14 protein-coding genes and 1 riboswitch are annotated in these 16,899 nt (G+C 43.5%); of the genes, 13 read left to right on the top strand and 1 reads right to left on the bottom strand.

The genetic code is table 11. The features are described 5' to 3' along the window. Positions 1-293 precede the first annotated feature (293 nt). The 10 genes from CU635_RS22290 (at position 294) to CU635_RS22245 (ending at position 12,576) form a co-directional block, all read left to right on the top strand. Positions 294-1,484, top strand: coding sequence for a hypothetical protein (locus tag CU635_RS22290; RefSeq protein WP_101579561.1), 1,191 nt, complete (start codon positions 294-296; stop codon positions 1,482-1,484). 117 nt (positions 1,485-1,601) lie between these two features. Further along, positions 1,602-2,552 (top strand): NAD-dependent epimerase/dehydratase family protein, encoded by a 951-nt coding sequence (locus tag CU635_RS22285; RefSeq protein WP_101579560.1) that lies wholly within the window; start codon positions 1,602-1,604, stop codon positions 2,550-2,552. After that, the gene (locus CU635_RS23595; RefSeq protein ID WP_101621556.1) at positions 2,536-3,453 is read left to right on the top strand and encodes a lysylphosphatidylglycerol synthase transmembrane domain-containing protein; all 918 of its coding nucleotides are present in this window, start codon (positions 2,536-2,538) and stop codon (positions 3,451-3,453) included. The genes CU635_RS22285 and CU635_RS23595 overlap by 17 nt, the downstream gene beginning before the upstream one ends. Positions 3,454-3,459: 6 nt before the next feature. Further along, a complete protein-coding gene (locus CU635_RS23590; protein WP_101621558.1) occupies positions 3,460-4,929 on the top strand; it encodes an alkaline phosphatase family protein in 1,470 nt (489 codons plus the stop codon). Then, positions 4,922-5,683 (top strand): glycosyltransferase family 2 protein, encoded by a 762-nt coding sequence (locus tag CU635_RS22275; protein ID WP_101579559.1) that lies wholly within the window; start codon positions 4,922-4,924, stop codon positions 5,681-5,683. The genes CU635_RS23590 and CU635_RS22275 overlap by 8 nt, the downstream gene beginning before the upstream one ends. Before the next feature lie 104 nt (positions 5,684-5,787). Further along, positions 5,788-6,549 (top strand): hypothetical protein, encoded by a 762-nt coding sequence (locus tag CU635_RS22270; RefSeq protein WP_101579558.1) that lies wholly within the window; start codon positions 5,788-5,790, stop codon positions 6,547-6,549. A gap of 55 nt (positions 6,550-6,604) precedes the next feature. Continuing rightward, entirely contained in the window at positions 6,605-7,534 is a 930-nt protein-coding gene (locus CU635_RS22265; RefSeq protein ID WP_101579557.1) for an FTR1 family iron permease, read from the top strand. 64 nt (positions 7,535-7,598) lie between these two features. Next, positions 7,599-9,104 (top strand): glycosyltransferase family protein, encoded by a 1,506-nt coding sequence (locus CU635_RS22260; protein WP_101579556.1) that lies wholly within the window; start codon positions 7,599-7,601, stop codon positions 9,102-9,104. Further along, positions 9,097-10,869: an excinuclease ABC subunit UvrC gene (gene uvrC, locus CU635_RS22255; RefSeq protein ID WP_219620152.1), complete on the top strand. Its 1,773-nt coding sequence runs from the start codon at positions 9,097-9,099 to the stop codon at positions 10,867-10,869. Before CU635_RS22260 ends, uvrC begins: the two co-directional genes overlap by 8 nt. A 70-nt stretch (positions 10,870-10,939) precedes the next feature. Beyond that, positions 10,940-11,115, top strand: a riboswitch (Lysine riboswitch). 231 nt (positions 11,116-11,346) lie between these two features. Further along, complete coding sequence (locus CU635_RS22245) at positions 11,347-12,576, top strand: aspartate kinase (protein WP_101579553.1); 1,230 nt, start codon at positions 11,347-11,349, stop codon at positions 12,574-12,576. Positions 12,577-12,682: 106 nt separating this feature from the next. Here the strand turns inward: CU635_RS22245 and CU635_RS22240 are convergent, their stop codons facing one another. Further along, positions 12,683-13,135: a YslB family protein gene (locus CU635_RS22240; protein WP_101579552.1), complete on the bottom strand. Its 453-nt coding sequence runs from the start codon at positions 13,133-13,135 to the stop codon at positions 12,683-12,685. A 464-nt stretch (positions 13,136-13,599) separates the two neighbouring features. Between CU635_RS22240 and CU635_RS22235 the strand changes: the two genes are divergently transcribed. The 3 genes from CU635_RS22235 to sdhB are packed head-to-tail and all read left to right on the top strand — an operon-like array spanning position 13,600 to position 16,792. Beyond that, a complete protein-coding gene (locus CU635_RS22235) occupies positions 13,600-14,208 on the top strand; it encodes a succinate dehydrogenase cytochrome b558 subunit (protein WP_101579551.1) in 609 nt (202 codons plus the stop codon). A gap of 58 nt (positions 14,209-14,266) precedes the next feature. Next, positions 14,267-16,024: a succinate dehydrogenase flavoprotein subunit gene (sdhA, locus tag CU635_RS22230; RefSeq protein WP_101579550.1), complete on the top strand. Its 1,758-nt coding sequence runs from the start codon at positions 14,267-14,269 to the stop codon at positions 16,022-16,024. 6 nt (positions 16,025-16,030) lie between these two features. Continuing rightward, positions 16,031-16,792, top strand: a complete 762-nt coding sequence (sdhB, locus tag CU635_RS22225) for a succinate dehydrogenase iron-sulfur subunit (protein WP_101579549.1) — start codon at positions 16,031-16,033, stop codon at positions 16,790-16,792. Positions 16,793-16,899: the final 107 nt, after the last annotated feature.

The following is a 16,899-nucleotide window of genomic DNA, read 5'->3' as shown; positions in this document are numbered from 1 at the left end:
GTGGAACACCCTGAAACCCGAGGACAAGAAGACAATATCTAATTCCTGTTTTCTACTCTACATCCGGTCTGAGCCGAAACTGGGTATAGTGTTAATTGGCCAAGTGAAAGATTTATAGCCGAAAGGAGCGGTTCGATATGGCATTACAAAGCCATGCTGGATCGCCCCTTTTTTTGTTTATATTTGGACATACTTTTTTTAAGAAAACCATTGACGATGAAAATCATTATCGATTATAATTACTAATGAAAATCATTATCAATTATAAATTACATATTAGGTGGGAGAAACCAATGAAAAAGAGGGACTTAAAACGAATTTTTGCCAGTTTTTTAATTGCCAGCATTGCCTTAACAGGATGCAATACGGGTGGCAGCGCTGAAAAGACCGAGCAAAAGCCAAAAGAAGAGACTGCAGAATCGGAAGAAACTAAGGAAGTAAACATTGAAGAAACAGACACCGCAAAACAAACAGCCGTATTTACAGAAATAAAAACAGAACTCGATAAAGCAACGGCAGGCCAGCCAGTTGACTGGGATCTCGTTTTAGAAAAATATAATGGTGGACTTCAAGGCCCTGTCAGCGAAATTAATGGCGAATATGACCAAGCAATCCAAACCGCGATTGCTGCGGGCAAATCCGGCGAATTGGAGCCAGTCCTAGCTAAACAATTAGTCGACAAGCTAACTCAATCTTATTTTTATCAAAAACAAAAGTCATTGCAAAAAGAAGCAGCAACCGCGGTTACTGAAGGAAAACAAGAAGATGCAAAGCTTTTATTTGAACAAATTAAATACCTTGCCAATCAAATTTTTATCCCAACTGCAGCAAAACGGGATGAATACTATCAATTAGCAGGTGAATCCAGCATTGTTGAAAATATCAATTCTGGACTGTCTGCACAGGAAGAGGCATTGAACGCGAATAAAGCTGAGGACTTTGGCGTTTATGTCCAATTAACGGATAAATCCATTTACAGAAGCTATTACCTCGCCGCAAAATCCTATGCTGAAAAAATTGAAGCCGCAGTCAAAGAGGGCAAGAATGCCAGTGAATTAAAAATTATGCAAGTAGAAGCTTGGGGCTTCCTTCAGGCAATTAAACAATCATTGTCCGGCGGAGATGAAGCTGCAACAGCGAAACTTGATGAGATTTTCTCTTTGAATACGACTGATCCGTCAACGATAAAAGCGGAAGAAGTAAGTTCCCTATTTGCTAAAGCGATAGCGGGAAAAATTAAGGGGTATTATGAAAAGGCTCCACAAGCTGCAGAGGCAATCGAAGCAAAAACCGAAGCGCTAGAAGGAAATATGTTTTTAAAAGCACTTGAACAGGAATTAACTAAGAAGCTTGGCGAACAGAAAGCTGCTGAAACTTTAACAGCAGCAGAAGAATTTTATAATTTGATTGCTGACAATAAACCAGAGGAAGCTAAAGCCACCGCTGCGACTGTCATCGAAGCGGTAGATCAGCTGATTCAATAATGTAATGAAGGCCGCAAAATGCTGCGGCTTTCTTTTTTTACTGCCAGAAACAGTTGGGAGTATCATTCCTCTTATGGTAGATTGGTATGTGTTAGATTATTTAAAGAGGTGCGCATTATGAAAGTCTTAGTAACCGGCGGAGCTGGATTTATCGGGAGCCATCTGGCGCAGAGGTTAATTAACGAACAACATGAAGTGACGATTGTCGATAATCTTCACTCTTATTATTCTCCTGAGCGGAAAAAACAGCATCTCCGAAATATACAAAACGCCGGAGATTTCAAATTCCATCATGTTGATCTATTGAACAGCGAGGAAACACTGACCATCTTCCAGCTGATATCTCCAGAAGCGGTTATCCATCTTGCGGCATTGCCGGGGGTTGCCTATTCGATTATGAACCCACTCAAGTATGTTGATTATGATATAAAAGCGACTATTAATGTTTTGGAAGCTTCCGGCAAGTCAAATATCTCGCAGTTCATCTTTGCTTCTTCGTCATCAGTATACGGAAACGTTCACGAAATGCCCTGTCATGAAGAGATGGCAAAAGGAAATGTGATTTCGCCATATGCTGCATCAAAGTATTCAGCAGAAGCGTTTTGCCGTGTATATGAGCATCTATATGGTTTTCCCGTTAAGATCTTGCGCTTTTTTACGGTATACGGTCCATGGGGACGGCCGGATATGGCCATTTCCTCATTTATTAAGAAATTGCTAAAATCTGAACACATTAGCGTATACGGAAATGGCAGCGCGAGGGACTATACATACATTGATGATATTATTACCGGAATTTACTATGCGCTGACCAGGCTGGACAGCAGCGAAGTCCTCAATATTGGTTCAGGAAGGCCTGTTTCGATGGACACGCTGATAAATGAGTTGAAAACGTATTTCCCAAACATGAAAGTCAAGCGGGAAGTCTGGCGGAAAGGGGATGTCCATTCAACCTGGGCGGATATTACCAAAGCGGGAATTCACTTGGGGTATCAACCTTCTGTTGATTTTCAGACCGGAATCGCGAGAACCATCGAATGGGCAAAGCAATATGAAAGCTTCCTTTAAAAAGATCCTTGCTATCCTTTTGTTGCTTGTTTTTTTGATGCTCACCTATTATTTTTTTGACTGGGGATATTTATCGGCCGGCTGGAAACAACTCTGGCATAAGCCGGGAATTGTGATAGCTGTCACAACGGTTTATTTGCTATCGTTTGTCTTAAAAGCCGCAGCCTGGAAAGTATATTTAAACGGAAGGCCGAGATTCACCTCCTGCCTGCTCGGCTTATTTTACAGCCTGTTGGTCAATCACATTATTCCCGTTAAAGCAGGGGATATCGTACGCGCAGGCGTCCTTCCTGCAAGGGATAAACATATTACGGCAGAAGAAGCGATTCATTCGGTCATCATCCTGAGAATACTCGATATGGCTTGCCTTTCCATAATAGCATTGGCTGGGATTTTTGTATTTGATGTTGGATATAAGATCCCGTATTTATTACTTTTGTTTATTCTTATCTCAGGTTTAACAGCTTTTATTTATATTAAGAAAAAGTTTCCCGCAATCGTCGACCGCCATTTCTTATTGCTAAAACAGGCATTTTCAGGCTTCAACAGCCTGTCGATTTTTCTATTGACGTTGACAAGCTGGCTGTTGGAAGCAGCAGTTCTATTTGGGACTGTTTTTGCTCTTGGCGGGAAGATCTCGATTTTTGAAGCTGTTTGGATAAATAGTATCACAATTGCCGGACAAGTATTTCAAATGACCCCGGGTGGGATTGCAAGCTATGAAGCGATTATGTCATTTGCCTTAAATTTAGTAGGTTTTTCACTAAAAGAAGGATACACAGTGGCGCTTTTAACCCATGGCATTAAATTTCTTTTCTCTTACTTGGCCGGAGCCGCGAGCTTAATGGTATTTCCGGTTTCGCTAAAAATCATAAAAACATTGATAAAACGGAGAGGGTGAAGGAGCATGAAAAGTGCTTCGACGTTTGAAAAAATTGCTGCAAGATGCTGGAATCTCTTAAATGAGGGAAAACCTTTTACACCTATTTTTGTGATCGGGACGATGCTTCTGTTTCATTTTGCGGATCTGTTTGATAGCGGAAAATTATATGCTTTATTTATTTCATTCTTGATCGTTATTCCGCTCCTGGTCGCTTATTTTATTTATGACTTTCCATTATTTTTACGAAATTATTTATGGATGCCATTCGTTGTTTATCTAATAGTTTGGAACACAGTGAGCGTGCCCCTGCTGTTATTTGCTACAGCTCTCTATTTTTTCTTTACGGTATTTTTTTGGGGAACATTGTATTACCACTTAAGAATTGGAACATCGTGGCTGAACTTTACACGTTTTTGGAAGCTTGTGCTGAAAAACAGTGATTCCACAAGCGGCAATGCCCAGGAACAGCTGCCCAAATTGTTTCTGATTTTGTCAGTCTGGGAAATGGCCTATCAAAATGGTGTCGCCCTGTCAGCTGACGGCCTGATTGGATTAGCGCTTTTTTATGGATTTGTTTTTATATTTACCGTCATCCTGCACAGGAATTTGTTTGACTGGAAACCAAAGATGAATCCCGGGTATACGAGTGCGGACCATCCTCCGGGAAAGCCTCTGTCCGATAAAGTGGTCGTGATCGTGATCGACGGAATGAGGAAAGAACGGTTTTCTGAAGCTAAAACTCCGTTTCTGGATTCTCTGAAGGAAAACGGAACGGAATTTATGAATATGGAGACAGTGTATCCGGCCAGGACAGTTGTTTGTTTCACTTCGATGTTTACCGGAACATACCCTTATGAACATGGGATTAAGTCAAACATGGTCTGGAAGCTGGGGATTAAAGTGGAAAGCATCTTTGATTCACTCAGAAAAATCGGCAAAAAGGGACGCCTGCTCGGAATTGCCCACTTAGTAGATTCGATGGGCGATGATGTTGAAACGGTAACGGCTGTTATGCACAATGATCAAGCAGACCCGAATATTATCGAGCGCGCCAAGAAAATCATGAAGGAGCAGGATCCCGATTTGCTAGTCGTGCAAATGATCGCAACCGACCAAACAGGGCACAGCAGAGGAGTCCTCTATGATGAATATATCGATAAAATTCAGGAAGCCGATGCCCTTGTTGAAAATTTTGTAGCGTGGCTCGATAAGGAAGGTAAAATGAAAAATACGACGCTCATCGTCTGTGCAGACCATGGGCAAGCAGATGGCATCGGCGGCCACGGCCACTTAGACGAAGGGGAACGGTTTGTACCATTTTTCATGAACGGTCCTGAGATTTTAAAGGGTAAGAAAGTGGAAGATAAACATAGCCTTGTATCGGTCGCCCCAACAATCGCTTATTTGCTGGGGGCTCCATATCCTGATCATAGCCGCGGCAAAGTTTTGCTTGAAGCGCTGCATGAACCAAAGGAAGAGTGCAAACATGCGTAAACAGCAAGTGATTGTTTTTTTACCGGCATACAATGAGGAAGCTGTGATTGGAGATGTGATTGCCCGCATTCCCCGCAATTTTCATTCACAGGTCGATGTCAAGGTTCTTGTCATCGACGATGGTTCCAAAGATCAAACCACCACCATTGCGAAGGAAGCAGGGGCAGATTGTATTGTAAGCTTTAAAGAAAATAAAGGGTTGGGTGCTGCGGTGCGCGCGGCCCTGCAGGAATGCTGGAAACGGGGGGCCGACATTGGGGTCATGATCGATGCGGACGGTGAGTATCCCCCGGAACAAATCCCTGAGTTGATAAAACCGATTTTTTCAGGGGAAGCTGATTATACAATGGGTTCCCGGTTTCGCGGCACGATAAACGGGATGAAGCTGCACCGGCGCCTCGGAAATTATTTTTTTACTTTTCTGCAATGCTTATTGATTAGAAAAATCATTTTTGACGGCCAGTCCGGCATGCGGGCTTTTTCCAGACAAGCGATTGAGCACGCCGAAATCATCCATGACTACAACTATGCCCAGGTGCTAACATTGAATCTTGTCAGGAAAGGATTTCGGGTCAAGGAGATTCCAATCCAATATCATGTTAGGACAACGGGCGACTCTTTTATCAAATTCAAGGCTTACATCGGTTCCGTGCTGCCAGCGATATGGCGAGAAATGCGCAGGCCTGTCAAAAAGGTGGTCATAGATCGCAATTCAAATGCATTAACGGATGAAAAAATAAGCCCTTCCAGGTAAAAAGCATTTTCATTATAAAAAATGTGATATTTCTGAGAAAAATATCTAAAACTGGATTGACATTAATATTGATAATCATTATCATTGGTAATGGAGGGAAAGCAATGAAAAAATATCTATTTTTATGTTTAACAGCTATATTTATTTGTGCAAGCATCGGGGTTAATCAGTCATTTGCCTATTCATATGGCGATCCGAATGAAGAAAAACTCGCGGAAGTTTACAAAGAAATGATGATTAAATTAGATGAATCCCCTCCAAATTTTGCTTCTGCCAAAGCTCTTTATGAAACGGTACAAGAGGAAGTTGATATGCACATGGGGCCTGAGCCTTCCGAAGTGATCCTAAACGATTTAGAAGAGGAAAATAAAGAAGGCGTAACAGAAAACATGGAGAAGCTGCTCGTCTTAAATATCGCAAGGCGGCTTGAAGGCATTGAGCAAAATTTTAATGAATATGACACAAGCAAGAAACTGCTCGCAAAGGGTTTTGCTACATATGAAGCGTTATCTCCTAAAATTGAGGCGGAACATCCGGAAACCGATAATAAGCTGAGAGCTGAATTTGATGCTGCTTTAAACGCTCTTGGGAACCCGGGATTGTTCGGAGTCGGCAAGAAGGAATCAGATATTGAAGCCTTCAAATCCAGCAAGGAAACGATTTTAGCAACACTGCAAGAAGAGTACAACATCGAAAGCCTCGAAGTAGGCCATTTTACTGAAAGTGAAAACAACACTGAAACGGCTTCGGGCAAAAAGGACTGGACCGATCTATCCAACTTGCGAAATTGGATTCCGCTCGTTTTGATTGTTGCAATCATTGCTGGTGTAACAGGTTTCACTCTCAGAAAAAGAAAATTGAAATAATCCGGCATTAAAACCGGACCAAAAATAGAAAACATCTTGGGAAGGGGAAAGCATAGTGGAAATCCAGGCGCTGTTGATCACGTTCCGCGAAGTTTTTGAAGCCTTGTTGATCGTGGGAATTATTACGACTTACCTGAAAAGAATGGATAACGGTAAATACACAAAGTTTGTCTGGCTGGGAGCGGGTCTCGCCGTGATAGCGAGCATTGGTGTAGCTATGTTATTCCAGGTTGTCTTTACCGGTTTTGCGGCAATGGGTAGTGAAATGTACTTAAAAGTCAGCATTATGATCGTTTCGACAATCTTGCTAACCCAAATGGTATTCTGGATGGCAAAGCACAGCCGCGATTTAAAAGGGGAAATGGAAGGCAAGATGGACCGGTTTATATCTACTGGCAATATTGTTGGCATGGTCATCCATTCCTTTCTTGTTGTATTGCGGGAAGGCGTTGAGACAGTATTTTTCTTTGCTGCAATTACCGGCGGAAACATTGGGGCCGCCATGCAGGGCTGGGGAGCGATCACCGGAACGGTATTGGCCGCGGTCGTCGCTTATGTATTCTTCAAGGGTACAATGCGTGTTCCACTTAAATCATTCTTTAGAGTGACCGGGGCGTTTATTATTTTGATCTCGGCAGGATTGCTTGTCCAGGCGATTTCAATGATGCAGGATTTAAATATTATCGGAAGCGTCATTCCCCATCTGTACGATATTACCTGGTTTTTACCTGAGCATCCGATTGATTACAGCCACTATCTTCGCGATCATGGAACAGCACCATTGTTGTCAGGTGAAATTGGCATTTTCCTGAAAGCATTGTTTGGCTATTCCTCGATGCCGTCAATTGAAGAAGTGATCGCCTATTTCGGCTACTTTACAGCGATATACCTGCTGACCTCACCCCGGCAAAGCCGTCCAGCGGAACACAAGGCACGTATGGAAGAAAATCCGATAATGGACGAGTTGGACGCCCAAGTGAAATAACAAAAAGTACAAGGTAATCTGCCTTGTACTTTTTGTATTGAAGACACGTAAAGATGGTGATGATTTGCAAAAGATTCGTGATCTGGCCGGACGCAATTTCTTGTCCCCGGCCATCCTATACTTCTTCAGCCTGGCTTCGATCACTACGGTGATTGTCGTTCAGCTTATTTACGTCAATCCGTTTGCGTCGACATGGGATCAGGTAGATTTCACCCTTGGATTGCAAAGATACGATATAATGGCTATGCAGCCCCATTTTCCCGGCTATCCCTATTTTATTTTAGGGGGAAAGTTTATCCACTTATTCATCGAAAATCCGTCCCAGGCATTGACGATTTTTAATATACTTTGTTACGTGAGTGCCCTGTACCCTATATACAGGTTAACAAGGGTCTATCTTGCCAGCGAGTTTTCTGCGTTGATGACTGCCGTGTTATACACTGCAAGCTTTTGTATTGTCATGGTAAACCAGCCGATCTCGGAAGGTGCTGCGCTTGCGTTTTTATGGTGGTACTTGTGGAGCCTGGAAATCTCTTTGATCAAAGAGCGGAGATGGTTCATGATCGTGCCGCTTTTTTTGTTAAGCATCATTTTAGGCATTCGCCTATCTTATCTGCCCTTTTCAATCGGTGTCATCTACCTTTTTTATATAAAATGGAAAACGAACCGGCTTTCACTCAAGGAAGTCTTTGGATTATCTGCAGTGGCGATCGTTTTTCAGCTCGTATGGGTGATAGCGATTATTGTGTCGGAAGGTGGTATGTCCGGATTCTTAAAACTGTCGCTTGGCTTTACAAGTGGACATTTTCAGAGCTGGGGTGGCGCCGTCGCACCTGGAAGTGAATCTGTAGCCGCCAGGGCCGGTCAGCTCGTTTTCGACAATTTCTTTTGGACGGGAATTTCCGCTCAATCGGTGGTACTCGGCTGTTTGTATGGATTGCTTATTTTGTTATTTCTGTATGGATTCAGGTTGAAATTTTTTTTGCAAAGCCAATTTTTACATATGCCGGCCTTATTGTTCGGTTTTTATTTTATTTGGGCGCTTCTTGCGCAAAATATTGATAAGCCAAGGCATATTCTCCCATTAACGGTGTTATTCCTTTTTGTTATACTGGTTTTTATGCTATCCCGTCGGAAAAACCCGCTCATAACCGCGATTTTAGTTATGATATTAGCAGTTCAGGTCGTACAATCTGCAAGGCTTGTGAAAGAGCAGGCAACAAATGAGCCGGCGGTCGTGCAAATGGCCAACTATCTTAAACAAAGCAACCAGAAAATAGTCGTTTATACATGGGAGGAAACAAGGGTTTTTAAATACCTGGATGCTTCATTTCCCCATAAGCGGATCGAAACTTTTCAAGTATTCCAGCATGATTCCGCTTTTTATTCCGATCGGAATATTTTACTAACAGATAAGGTTGTCAAGGGATTTCACGCCCAGGAAATAAATTTGGATGGAATGCTTGAAAAAGTCGCGGAATTCCACTCAAATGAATTATTTGACCCAGTTTATTCCGACATCACTTTATATAAATGGAAAAGCAACAAAGGAGGTGGACAGAATGAATGAAATGATAAAAAATAAGCTGATGCTTCTTCCCGACCAGCCCGGATGTTATTTGATGAAAGACCGGCAGGGGACGATTATTTATGTCGGAAAAGCGAAGGTTTTGAAAAACAGGGTTCGTTCCTATTTTACCGGCTCGCATGACGGGAAAACGCTCAGGCTTGTAAACGAAATCGAAGACTTCGAATATATCGTGACCTCATCGGATATTGAGGCCTTGATTCTTGAATTGAACTTGATCAAGAAATACGATCCAAAGTATAACGTCATGCTGAAGGATGACAAAAGCTACCCGTTTATCAAGCTGACAGCCGAACGACATCCACGGCTGATCATTACGAGAAACGTGAAAAAGGACAAGGGAAAGTACTTCGGCCCATACCCGAACGTTCAGGCAGCCAACGAAACGAAAAGGCTTCTTGATAGAATCTATCCACTCCGCAAATGTTCGACATTGCCTGATCGGGTTTGCCTGTACTACCACCTCGGGCAGTGTTTGGCACCTTGTGTGAATCCGATTGGTGAAGATGAATATAAAAATATCACCGATGAAATAATCCGCTTTCTCAATGGCGGTTACAAAGAAATTAAAGCGGAATTATCGGAGAAAATGGCTGCCGCAGCTGAAGAACTTGATTTTGAAAGGGCGAAGGAATACCGCGACAAGATCGCCCATATCGAAGCGACGATGGAAAAGCAAAAAATGACGACGACCGACTTTACGGACAGAGATGTGTTTGGTTATGCAGTTGATAAAGGCTGGATGTGTGTGCAAGTTTTTTTTGTCAGGCAAGGCAAGTTAATCGAACGGGATGTTTCGATGTTTCCGATTTATAACGAGCCGGAAGAAGAACTGCTCACCTATTTGGGGCAGTTTTATGAAAAAGTGAACCATTTTAAACCGAAGGAAATATTAGTGCCGGATTCGGTTAACACACAAATGGCGGAGGAACTCCTTCAAGTAAAGGTCTTAAAGCCGCAGCGCGGACAAAAAAAGGAGCTTGTTAAGCTTGCCGTGAAAAATGCGAAAATTGCGCTCGCGGAAAAATTTTCGCTGATCGAACGCGATGAGGAAAGAACGATTAAAGCAGTCGAAAATCTTGGTGCAACACTGGGCATCTATACCCCGCACCGGATTGAGGCTTTTGATAATTCGAATATCCAGGGAACAAGCCCGGTATCGGCACTCGTTGTTTTTATTGACGGAAAGGCGGAAAAGAGAGAATACCGAAAGTATAAAATAAAAACAGTCAAAGGGCCTGATGACTATGAATCCATGCGAGAAGTAGTCAGGAGACGATATTCGAGAGTGTTGAAGGAAGAACTTCCTTTGCCTGATTTGATCATTATTGACGGTGGCAAGGGCCATATAGAAGCCGTCAGAGATGTGCTGGAAAATGAGCTCGGCCTCGATATACCGATTTCCGGTCTTGTTAAGGATGACAAACACCGGACTTCCCAGCTCCTGTTCGGAACTCCGCTTCAGGTCATTTCGCTTGAAAGGAACAGCCAGGAATTTTACTTGCTGCAGCGTATCCAAGACGAGGTCCATCGCTTTGCGATTACCTTTCATCGTCAAATTCGCGGAAAAGGGCTTTTTCAGTCCTTGCTTGATGACATCCCGGGAATTGGTGACAAGCGGAAAAAAGGCTTGCTGAAGCATTTTGGATCTGTGAAAAAAATGCGCGAAGCATCGCTGGAAGAATTGATTGCTACCGGACTCCCCGCGAATGTAGCAGCAGATTTGTTCGAAAAATTGCAGGAATGACATTGTCAGCTTGGCTGCATCTATGCTATAATAAATCAAACTTTTATATCACATCACTTTAGAGCGTTAAAGTGAAGGTAGAGGTGCAAATTTCATCAGTAAAAGCTTGGAGAAGATTGAGCTTCCATGAAAAGCTTTGAAAGGGAAATTTGCCGAAGTGAAGAAATGCTCATTCGTTTCTTTGCTGGTCCTGAATTGAAAAAATGCAGGATTGTCAAGACATGGTCTTGGAGAGCTATCTCACTGTGCATGCGTATTTTTACGGAAACAAGCCTGAAACTGCTTGTTCCGATTATTGATTACGTCCGTCACAGCAATGGGATAGTTATCTCATTGCTTTTTTTGTTGCTTAATTTCGTCTGGCGAAATACGGAAAATCTGATGCAATGGAGCTGGATAGGCTCTTTAAAAAAGCGTGATAGTCCCGATAAGAGATCGGATAACAACTAATGAATTAACGAGAAAGAAGGGGAAACAGTGGGATTAATTGTTCAAAAATTTGGGGGAACCTCCGTTGGCAGTGTAGAACGGATTTTGAACGCAGCAGAAAGGGTTATCGAAGAAAAACAAAGGGGTAATGATGTTGTTGTCGTCGTTTCGGCAATGGGAAAAACGACCGATGAACTCGTCGGTCTTGCCAAACAAATTTCCGCGCAGCCAAATAAGCGTGAAATGGATATGCTGCTGACAACCGGGGAGCAGATTACGATTTCCCTGTTATCAATGGCTTTAAATGAAAAAGGCCATGAAGCAGTGTCTTTTACGGGCTGGCAGGCAGGAATTTCCACGGAGCACATTCATGGAAACGCGCGCATCCTTGATGTTAAAAAGGAAAGGATCCAGGAACAGCTTAAGAACGGGAATATTGTCATTGTCGCTGGATTTCAAGGAGTAACCGAAGCAGGCGAAATTACGACGCTTGGCCGGGGCGGATCGGATACGACCGCTGTTGCTCTGGCAGCTGCATTGCATGCTGATAAATGCGATATATACACAGATGTGACAGGAGTTTTCACAACAGATCCACGCTATGTAAAGGAGGCCCGCAAGCTTTTTTCCGTCTCCTATGACGAAATGCTTGAGCTGGCTAATTTAGGTGCCGGTGTGCTTCATCCACGCGCAGTCGAATTTGCAAAAAATTACCACGTCCCGCTGGAAGTGCGATCCAGCATTGAACGTGAAGCAGGAACAATCATCGAGGAGGAAGTATCAATGGAACAAAATTTAGTTGTACGCGGGGTGGCGTTTGAAGATGAAATTACCAGAATGACGGTGTTTGGGCTGCCTAATTCTTTGACAAGCCTGGCAACCATTTTCTCAACACTGGCGAAACACCGCATCAACGTGGATATCATTATCCAAAGCACGACATCAGCCGATACAACAAACCTGTCTTTTTCAATTAAAAGTGAAGATTTCCATGAGGCTTTGCAGGTGCTTGCAAATAACAAGACTGTGCTGAATTACGAGAGAATCGAATCAGAAGCAGGCCTTGCCAAGGTGTCAATTGTCGGTTCAGGAATGATTTCAAACCCGGGTGTGGCTGCTGAGATGTTTGAGGTGCTTGCGGCAAGCGGCATTCAAATTAAAATGGTCAGTACTTCAGAAATAAAAGTTTCGGCAGTAGTAGAGGAACAACAAATGCTGAAGGCGACCGAAGCTTTGCATCAGGCATTTGAGCTTTCAGGGACTAAGGTCCAGCTGTAAGGGGGAAGTGTGAGCCGTCCGCATCAACAATAAAAAAGCTTTCAAAGGGCAGGCACCTTTAAAAGCTTTTTTATTCGGCGGAAACGAATAACTAACTGAAGTGATGTTATCTAGCAATGGAATCTTTAATATCCCATTTAACGGTAAAATGGACTTTTGCCCCTTTTTTACGCGGATGTACAAATGCCTCTGCAACAGCGTTCTTTTGCATCTCAATCTGCTGGGCCAGAAAGCCGGCTTCCAGCTGGAAATGTCCGCTATCTTTCATTTTTAATTTCTTTGAAATCCGCTCGTTGTACAGATCGGCTTCCAGTTCATGTCTTGTTTCTTTTTCAATCGTAAGGATGCCCCAATCAGCCTGTTTAAAAAAGGCGCCGATGTCGGCAAAATTCTTTAACGGGTATTTACGGGCTAAACGCTTACCCGCCCAGTATAAAATTTCTGGTGCATCGCTGCCAAGCAATTCGGTTAGCAGCGTTTCCCTAATCAGTTCGTAGCCGAATTCAGTTACAGTTGGAAGATCTTCTTCCGTTTGTTCTGTTGCTGAGATAATACTCAATGCGCTTCCCCTCTTTCTATAAATATATTATATACAATTCCCGCTGAATGTAAGCTAAATTTTATAGAAAAAGACTGTGCGAGTAACAAGAAAATATTGTTATTTTAATATATTCGTTACCATACCTCTAAACAACAAATTGCAAACTTCTAAAAAAACTATTTTGCAAGTGATTTCCCTGTTTTAATACCATTTAATTGAATTTTTTATTACTGCATAACATGTGGTCAAGCTGATTTTGACTGTTCTGGAATAATATCAATATATTTTAAAAATTTTATTTATATAGACATTTTTGTGTATCCGTTTTCTTGACGCTCTATGTTGATGGGAGTAAAATGAACATGTCACATAATTGTAAAAAAATGAACCTAATATTTTACAATGTTGATAGGGTGCAGTCCAGCAAAAGGGGATTGTCGAAAAACCTGAGCGTCACTTTTAAAAAATAGGGGGGTAAGTTCATGGCAGGTAATCGGGAGTTTGTTTACCGGAGATTGCATTCATTACTGGGAGTGATTCCGGTCGGGTTATTTCTAATCCAGCACTTGACAGTGAATCATTTTGCGACCGGGGGAGAAGAGTCCTTCAATAACGCAGCACATTTTATGGAAAGTCTACCATTCAGGATTTTCCTTGAAGTCTTTTTAATTTACTTGCCGCTGCTGTTTCACGCAATTTATGGACTTTATATTGCTTTTACTGCAAATAATAATGTCAGCAGGTTCGGTTATTTCCGTAATTGGATGTTTATGCTCCAGCGGGTTTCAGGTGTCATTACGCTGATTTTTGTGGCGTGGCACGTCTGGGAAACACGTGTTGCTGCTGCCTTCGGGGCCCAAGTTAATTATGAGATGATGGAGAATATCCTCGCGAATCCATTAATGTTCTGGTTTTATGTGGCCGGAGTAATTTCGACCGTATTCCATTTTGCTAACGGCCTTTGGTCGTTCTTTGTCAGCTGGGGAATTACCGTAAGTCCGCGTTCTCAAAGAATTTCTACATATGTAACGCTTGGAGTGTTCATTGCGCTTTCAATCATTGGAATTCGCGCGCTGACCGCCTTTGTTTAAACAAATGCAAGAACGATAGATTAATATGGACGGACTACTGATTGGGGAGTGAGTCACGATGAGTAAAGGGAAAGTGATCATAGTAGGCGGCGGTTTAGCCGGCTTAATGGCAGCCATTAAGGTTGCGGAAGCGGGGACGCCGGTAGAGTTATTTTCGTTAGTGCCGGTGAAGCGTTCCCACTCTGTTTGTGCCCAGGGCGGCATCAATGGGGCAGTTAATACGAAAGGCGAAGGTGACTCCCCGTGGGAGCACTTTGATGATACTGTATATGGGGGAGATTTCCTTGCCAATCAGCCTCCTGTCAAAGCGATGACAGAGGCGGCACCGGGAATTATCCACCTTTTAGACCGTATGGGTGTTATGTTTAACCGGACACCTGAAGGACTGCTTGACTTCCGCCGCTTTGGCGGAACACAGCATCACCGCACCGCTTTTGCCGGCGCTACGACAGGACAGCAGCTACTTTATGCTTTGGACGAGCAGGTGCGCCGCTACGAGGTGTCAGGACTTGTTGCGAAATTCGAAGGCTGGGAGTTTCTCGGTTCTGTTGTCGACGAGGATGGTGTTTGCCGTGGAATCGTTGCGCAAAACCTGAAGACGATGGAGATCAAATCATTTCCAGGCGACGCTGTTATTCTTGCGACCGGCGGACCAGGGATTATCTTTGGCAAATCAACAAATTCTGTTATCAATACAGGTTCTGCTGCTTCGATCGTGTACCAGCAGGGAGCTTATTATGCGAACGGCGAATTCATTCAAATCCACCCGACGGCGATCCCGGGTGATGATAAGCTGCGCCTGATGAGTGAATCTGCCCGCGGTGAAGGCGGACGCGTCTGGACCTATAAAGACGGGAAACCATGGTATTTCCTTGAAGAAAAATACCCGGCATACGGAAACCTTGTTCCTCGTGATATCGCAACAAGAGAAATCTTCCATGTCTGTGTCGATCAAAAGCTTGGAATCAACGGTGAAAACATGGTTTATCTTGACCTTTCCCATAAAGATCCGAAAGAGCTTGATATAAAGCTCGGCGGAATTATCGAAATCTATGAAAAATTCATGGGTGATGATCCGCGCAAGGTCCCAATGAAGATCTTCCCTGCGGTTCATTATTCAATGGGCGGTTTATGGGTCGACTATGATCAGATGACCAATATTCCGGGCTTATTTGCTGCCGGTGAATGTGATTATTCACAGCACGGCGCCAACCGCCTTGGTGCAAACTCGCTATTATCCGCGATATACGGGGGAATGGTTGCCGGCCCGAATGCGATCCGTTATATCAACGGCCTTGAAAAGAGCATTGATTCGATCTCTTCTGCACTGTTTGACGACTATGTTCAGCAAGAGCAAGAAAAATGGAACCAGATTATGTCCTTGAATGGAACTGAAAACGCCTATGTTCTCCATAAGGAGCTTGGTGAGTGGATGACAGATAACGTCACGGTTGTCCGCCAAAATGACAAGCTTTTAAAAACCGATGAGAAAATAGTTGAACTGCTCGAAAGATACCAAAATATCAATATTAATGATACAGCCAAGTGGAGCAACCAGGGGGCGGTGTTCACAAGGCAGCTGCAAAATATGCTGCAGCTCGCCCGTGTCATCACGATTGGTGCCTATAACCGTAATGAAAGCCGCGGTGCGCATTATAAACCGGAATTTCCTGAGCGTAACGATGAGGAATTCCTGAAAACCACGATGGCCAAGTTCGTCGATGCAAAAGCTGCACCTGCTTTCCATTATGAAGATGTCGATACATCTCTAATCGCACCGCGCAAGCGCGATTACTCGAAGAAGAAAGGGGAGTAACAAGGTATGTCAGAGACAAGAACAGTCCGTTTTGAAATAACACGCCAGGATAGCCCTGATCAAGCCCCCTACCAGGAGACTTTTGAGCTGGAATACCGACCTAATATGAACGTTATTTCGGCATTGATGGAAATCCGCCGAAATCCCGTTAATGTGAAAGGTGAAAAAACAATCCCTGTCGCCTGGGATATGAACTGTCTCGAGGAAGTGTGCGGTGCCTGTTCGATGGTGATTAACGGGAAACCGCGCCAATCGTGTACAGCTCTTGTTGACCAGCTTGAACAGCCGATTCGCCTTGAGCCGATGCGGACATTCCCGGTAGTCCGCGACCTCCAGGTCGACCGGAGCCGCATGTTTGATTCTCTGAAAAAAGTAAAAGCGTGGATTCCAATCGATGGAACCTACGATTTAGGACCAGGCCCGCGCATGCCTGAGAAAAAACGGCAATGGGCATACGAGCTTTCTAAATGTATGACTTGCGGCGTTTGTTTGGAAGCATGTCCGAACGTCAACAGCAAATCTAATTTTATCGGTCCGGCACCGTTGTCTCAGGTTCGCTTGTTCAATGCGCACCCAACCGGTGAAATGAACAAATCTGAACGCCTCGAAGCGATTATGGGAGACGGCGGGCTGGCCAACTGCGGAAATTCACAAAACTGTGTCCAATCATGTCCAAAGGGAATTCCGTTGACCACGTCGATTGCTGCACTGAATCGCGACACTTCCTTCCAATCTTTTAAAAACTTCTTTGGAAGTGATCAAGCTTAATAAAGATAAAAACAACCTCTTTTCATATTTTGAAGAGAGGTTGTTTCAGATTGTCGACAAAAGGGGTTCGGAATGGTCTCATTCCGAACCCCTTTTGGTTATTTTTA

The organism is Bacillus canaveralius, assembly GCF_002860125.1.
Classification (GTDB): Bacteria; Bacillota; Bacilli; order Bacillales; family Cytobacillaceae; genus Bacillus_BJ; species Bacillus_BJ canaveralius.
This window is presented reverse-complemented; position numbering and strand designations above follow the sequence as displayed.

Bases quoted from the DNA above. Each gene is read 5' to 3' on its own strand.
- uvrC (WP_219620152.1), top strand. From the start codon at position 9,097: ATGAATGAAATGATAAAAAATAAGCTGATGCTTCTTCCCGACCAGCCC.
- CU635_RS22235 (WP_101579551.1), top strand. From the start codon at position 13,600: ATGGCAGGTAATCGGGAGTTTGTTTACCGGAGATTGCATTCATTACTG.
- CU635_RS23595 (WP_101621556.1), top strand. From the start codon at position 2,536: ATGAAAGCTTCCTTTAAAAAGATCCTTGCTATCCTTTTGTTGCTTGTT.
- CU635_RS22270 (WP_101579558.1), top strand. From the start codon at position 5,788: ATGAAAAAATATCTATTTTTATGTTTAACAGCTATATTTATTTGTGCA.
- sdhA (WP_101579550.1), top strand. From the start codon at position 14,267: ATGAGTAAAGGGAAAGTGATCATAGTAGGCGGCGGTTTAGCCGGCTTA.
- CU635_RS22275 (WP_101579559.1), top strand. From the start codon at position 4,922: ATGCGTAAACAGCAAGTGATTGTTTTTTTACCGGCATACAATGAGGAA.
- CU635_RS23590 (WP_101621558.1), top strand. From the start codon at position 3,460: ATGAAAAGTGCTTCGACGTTTGAAAAAATTGCTGCAAGATGCTGGAAT.
- CU635_RS22290 (WP_101579561.1), top strand. From the start codon at position 294: ATGAAAAAGAGGGACTTAAAACGAATTTTTGCCAGTTTTTTAATTGCC.
- sdhB (WP_101579549.1), top strand. From the start codon at position 16,031: ATGTCAGAGACAAGAACAGTCCGTTTTGAAATAACACGCCAGGATAGC.
- CU635_RS22285 (WP_101579560.1), top strand. From the start codon at position 1,602: ATGAAAGTCTTAGTAACCGGCGGAGCTGGATTTATCGGGAGCCATCTG.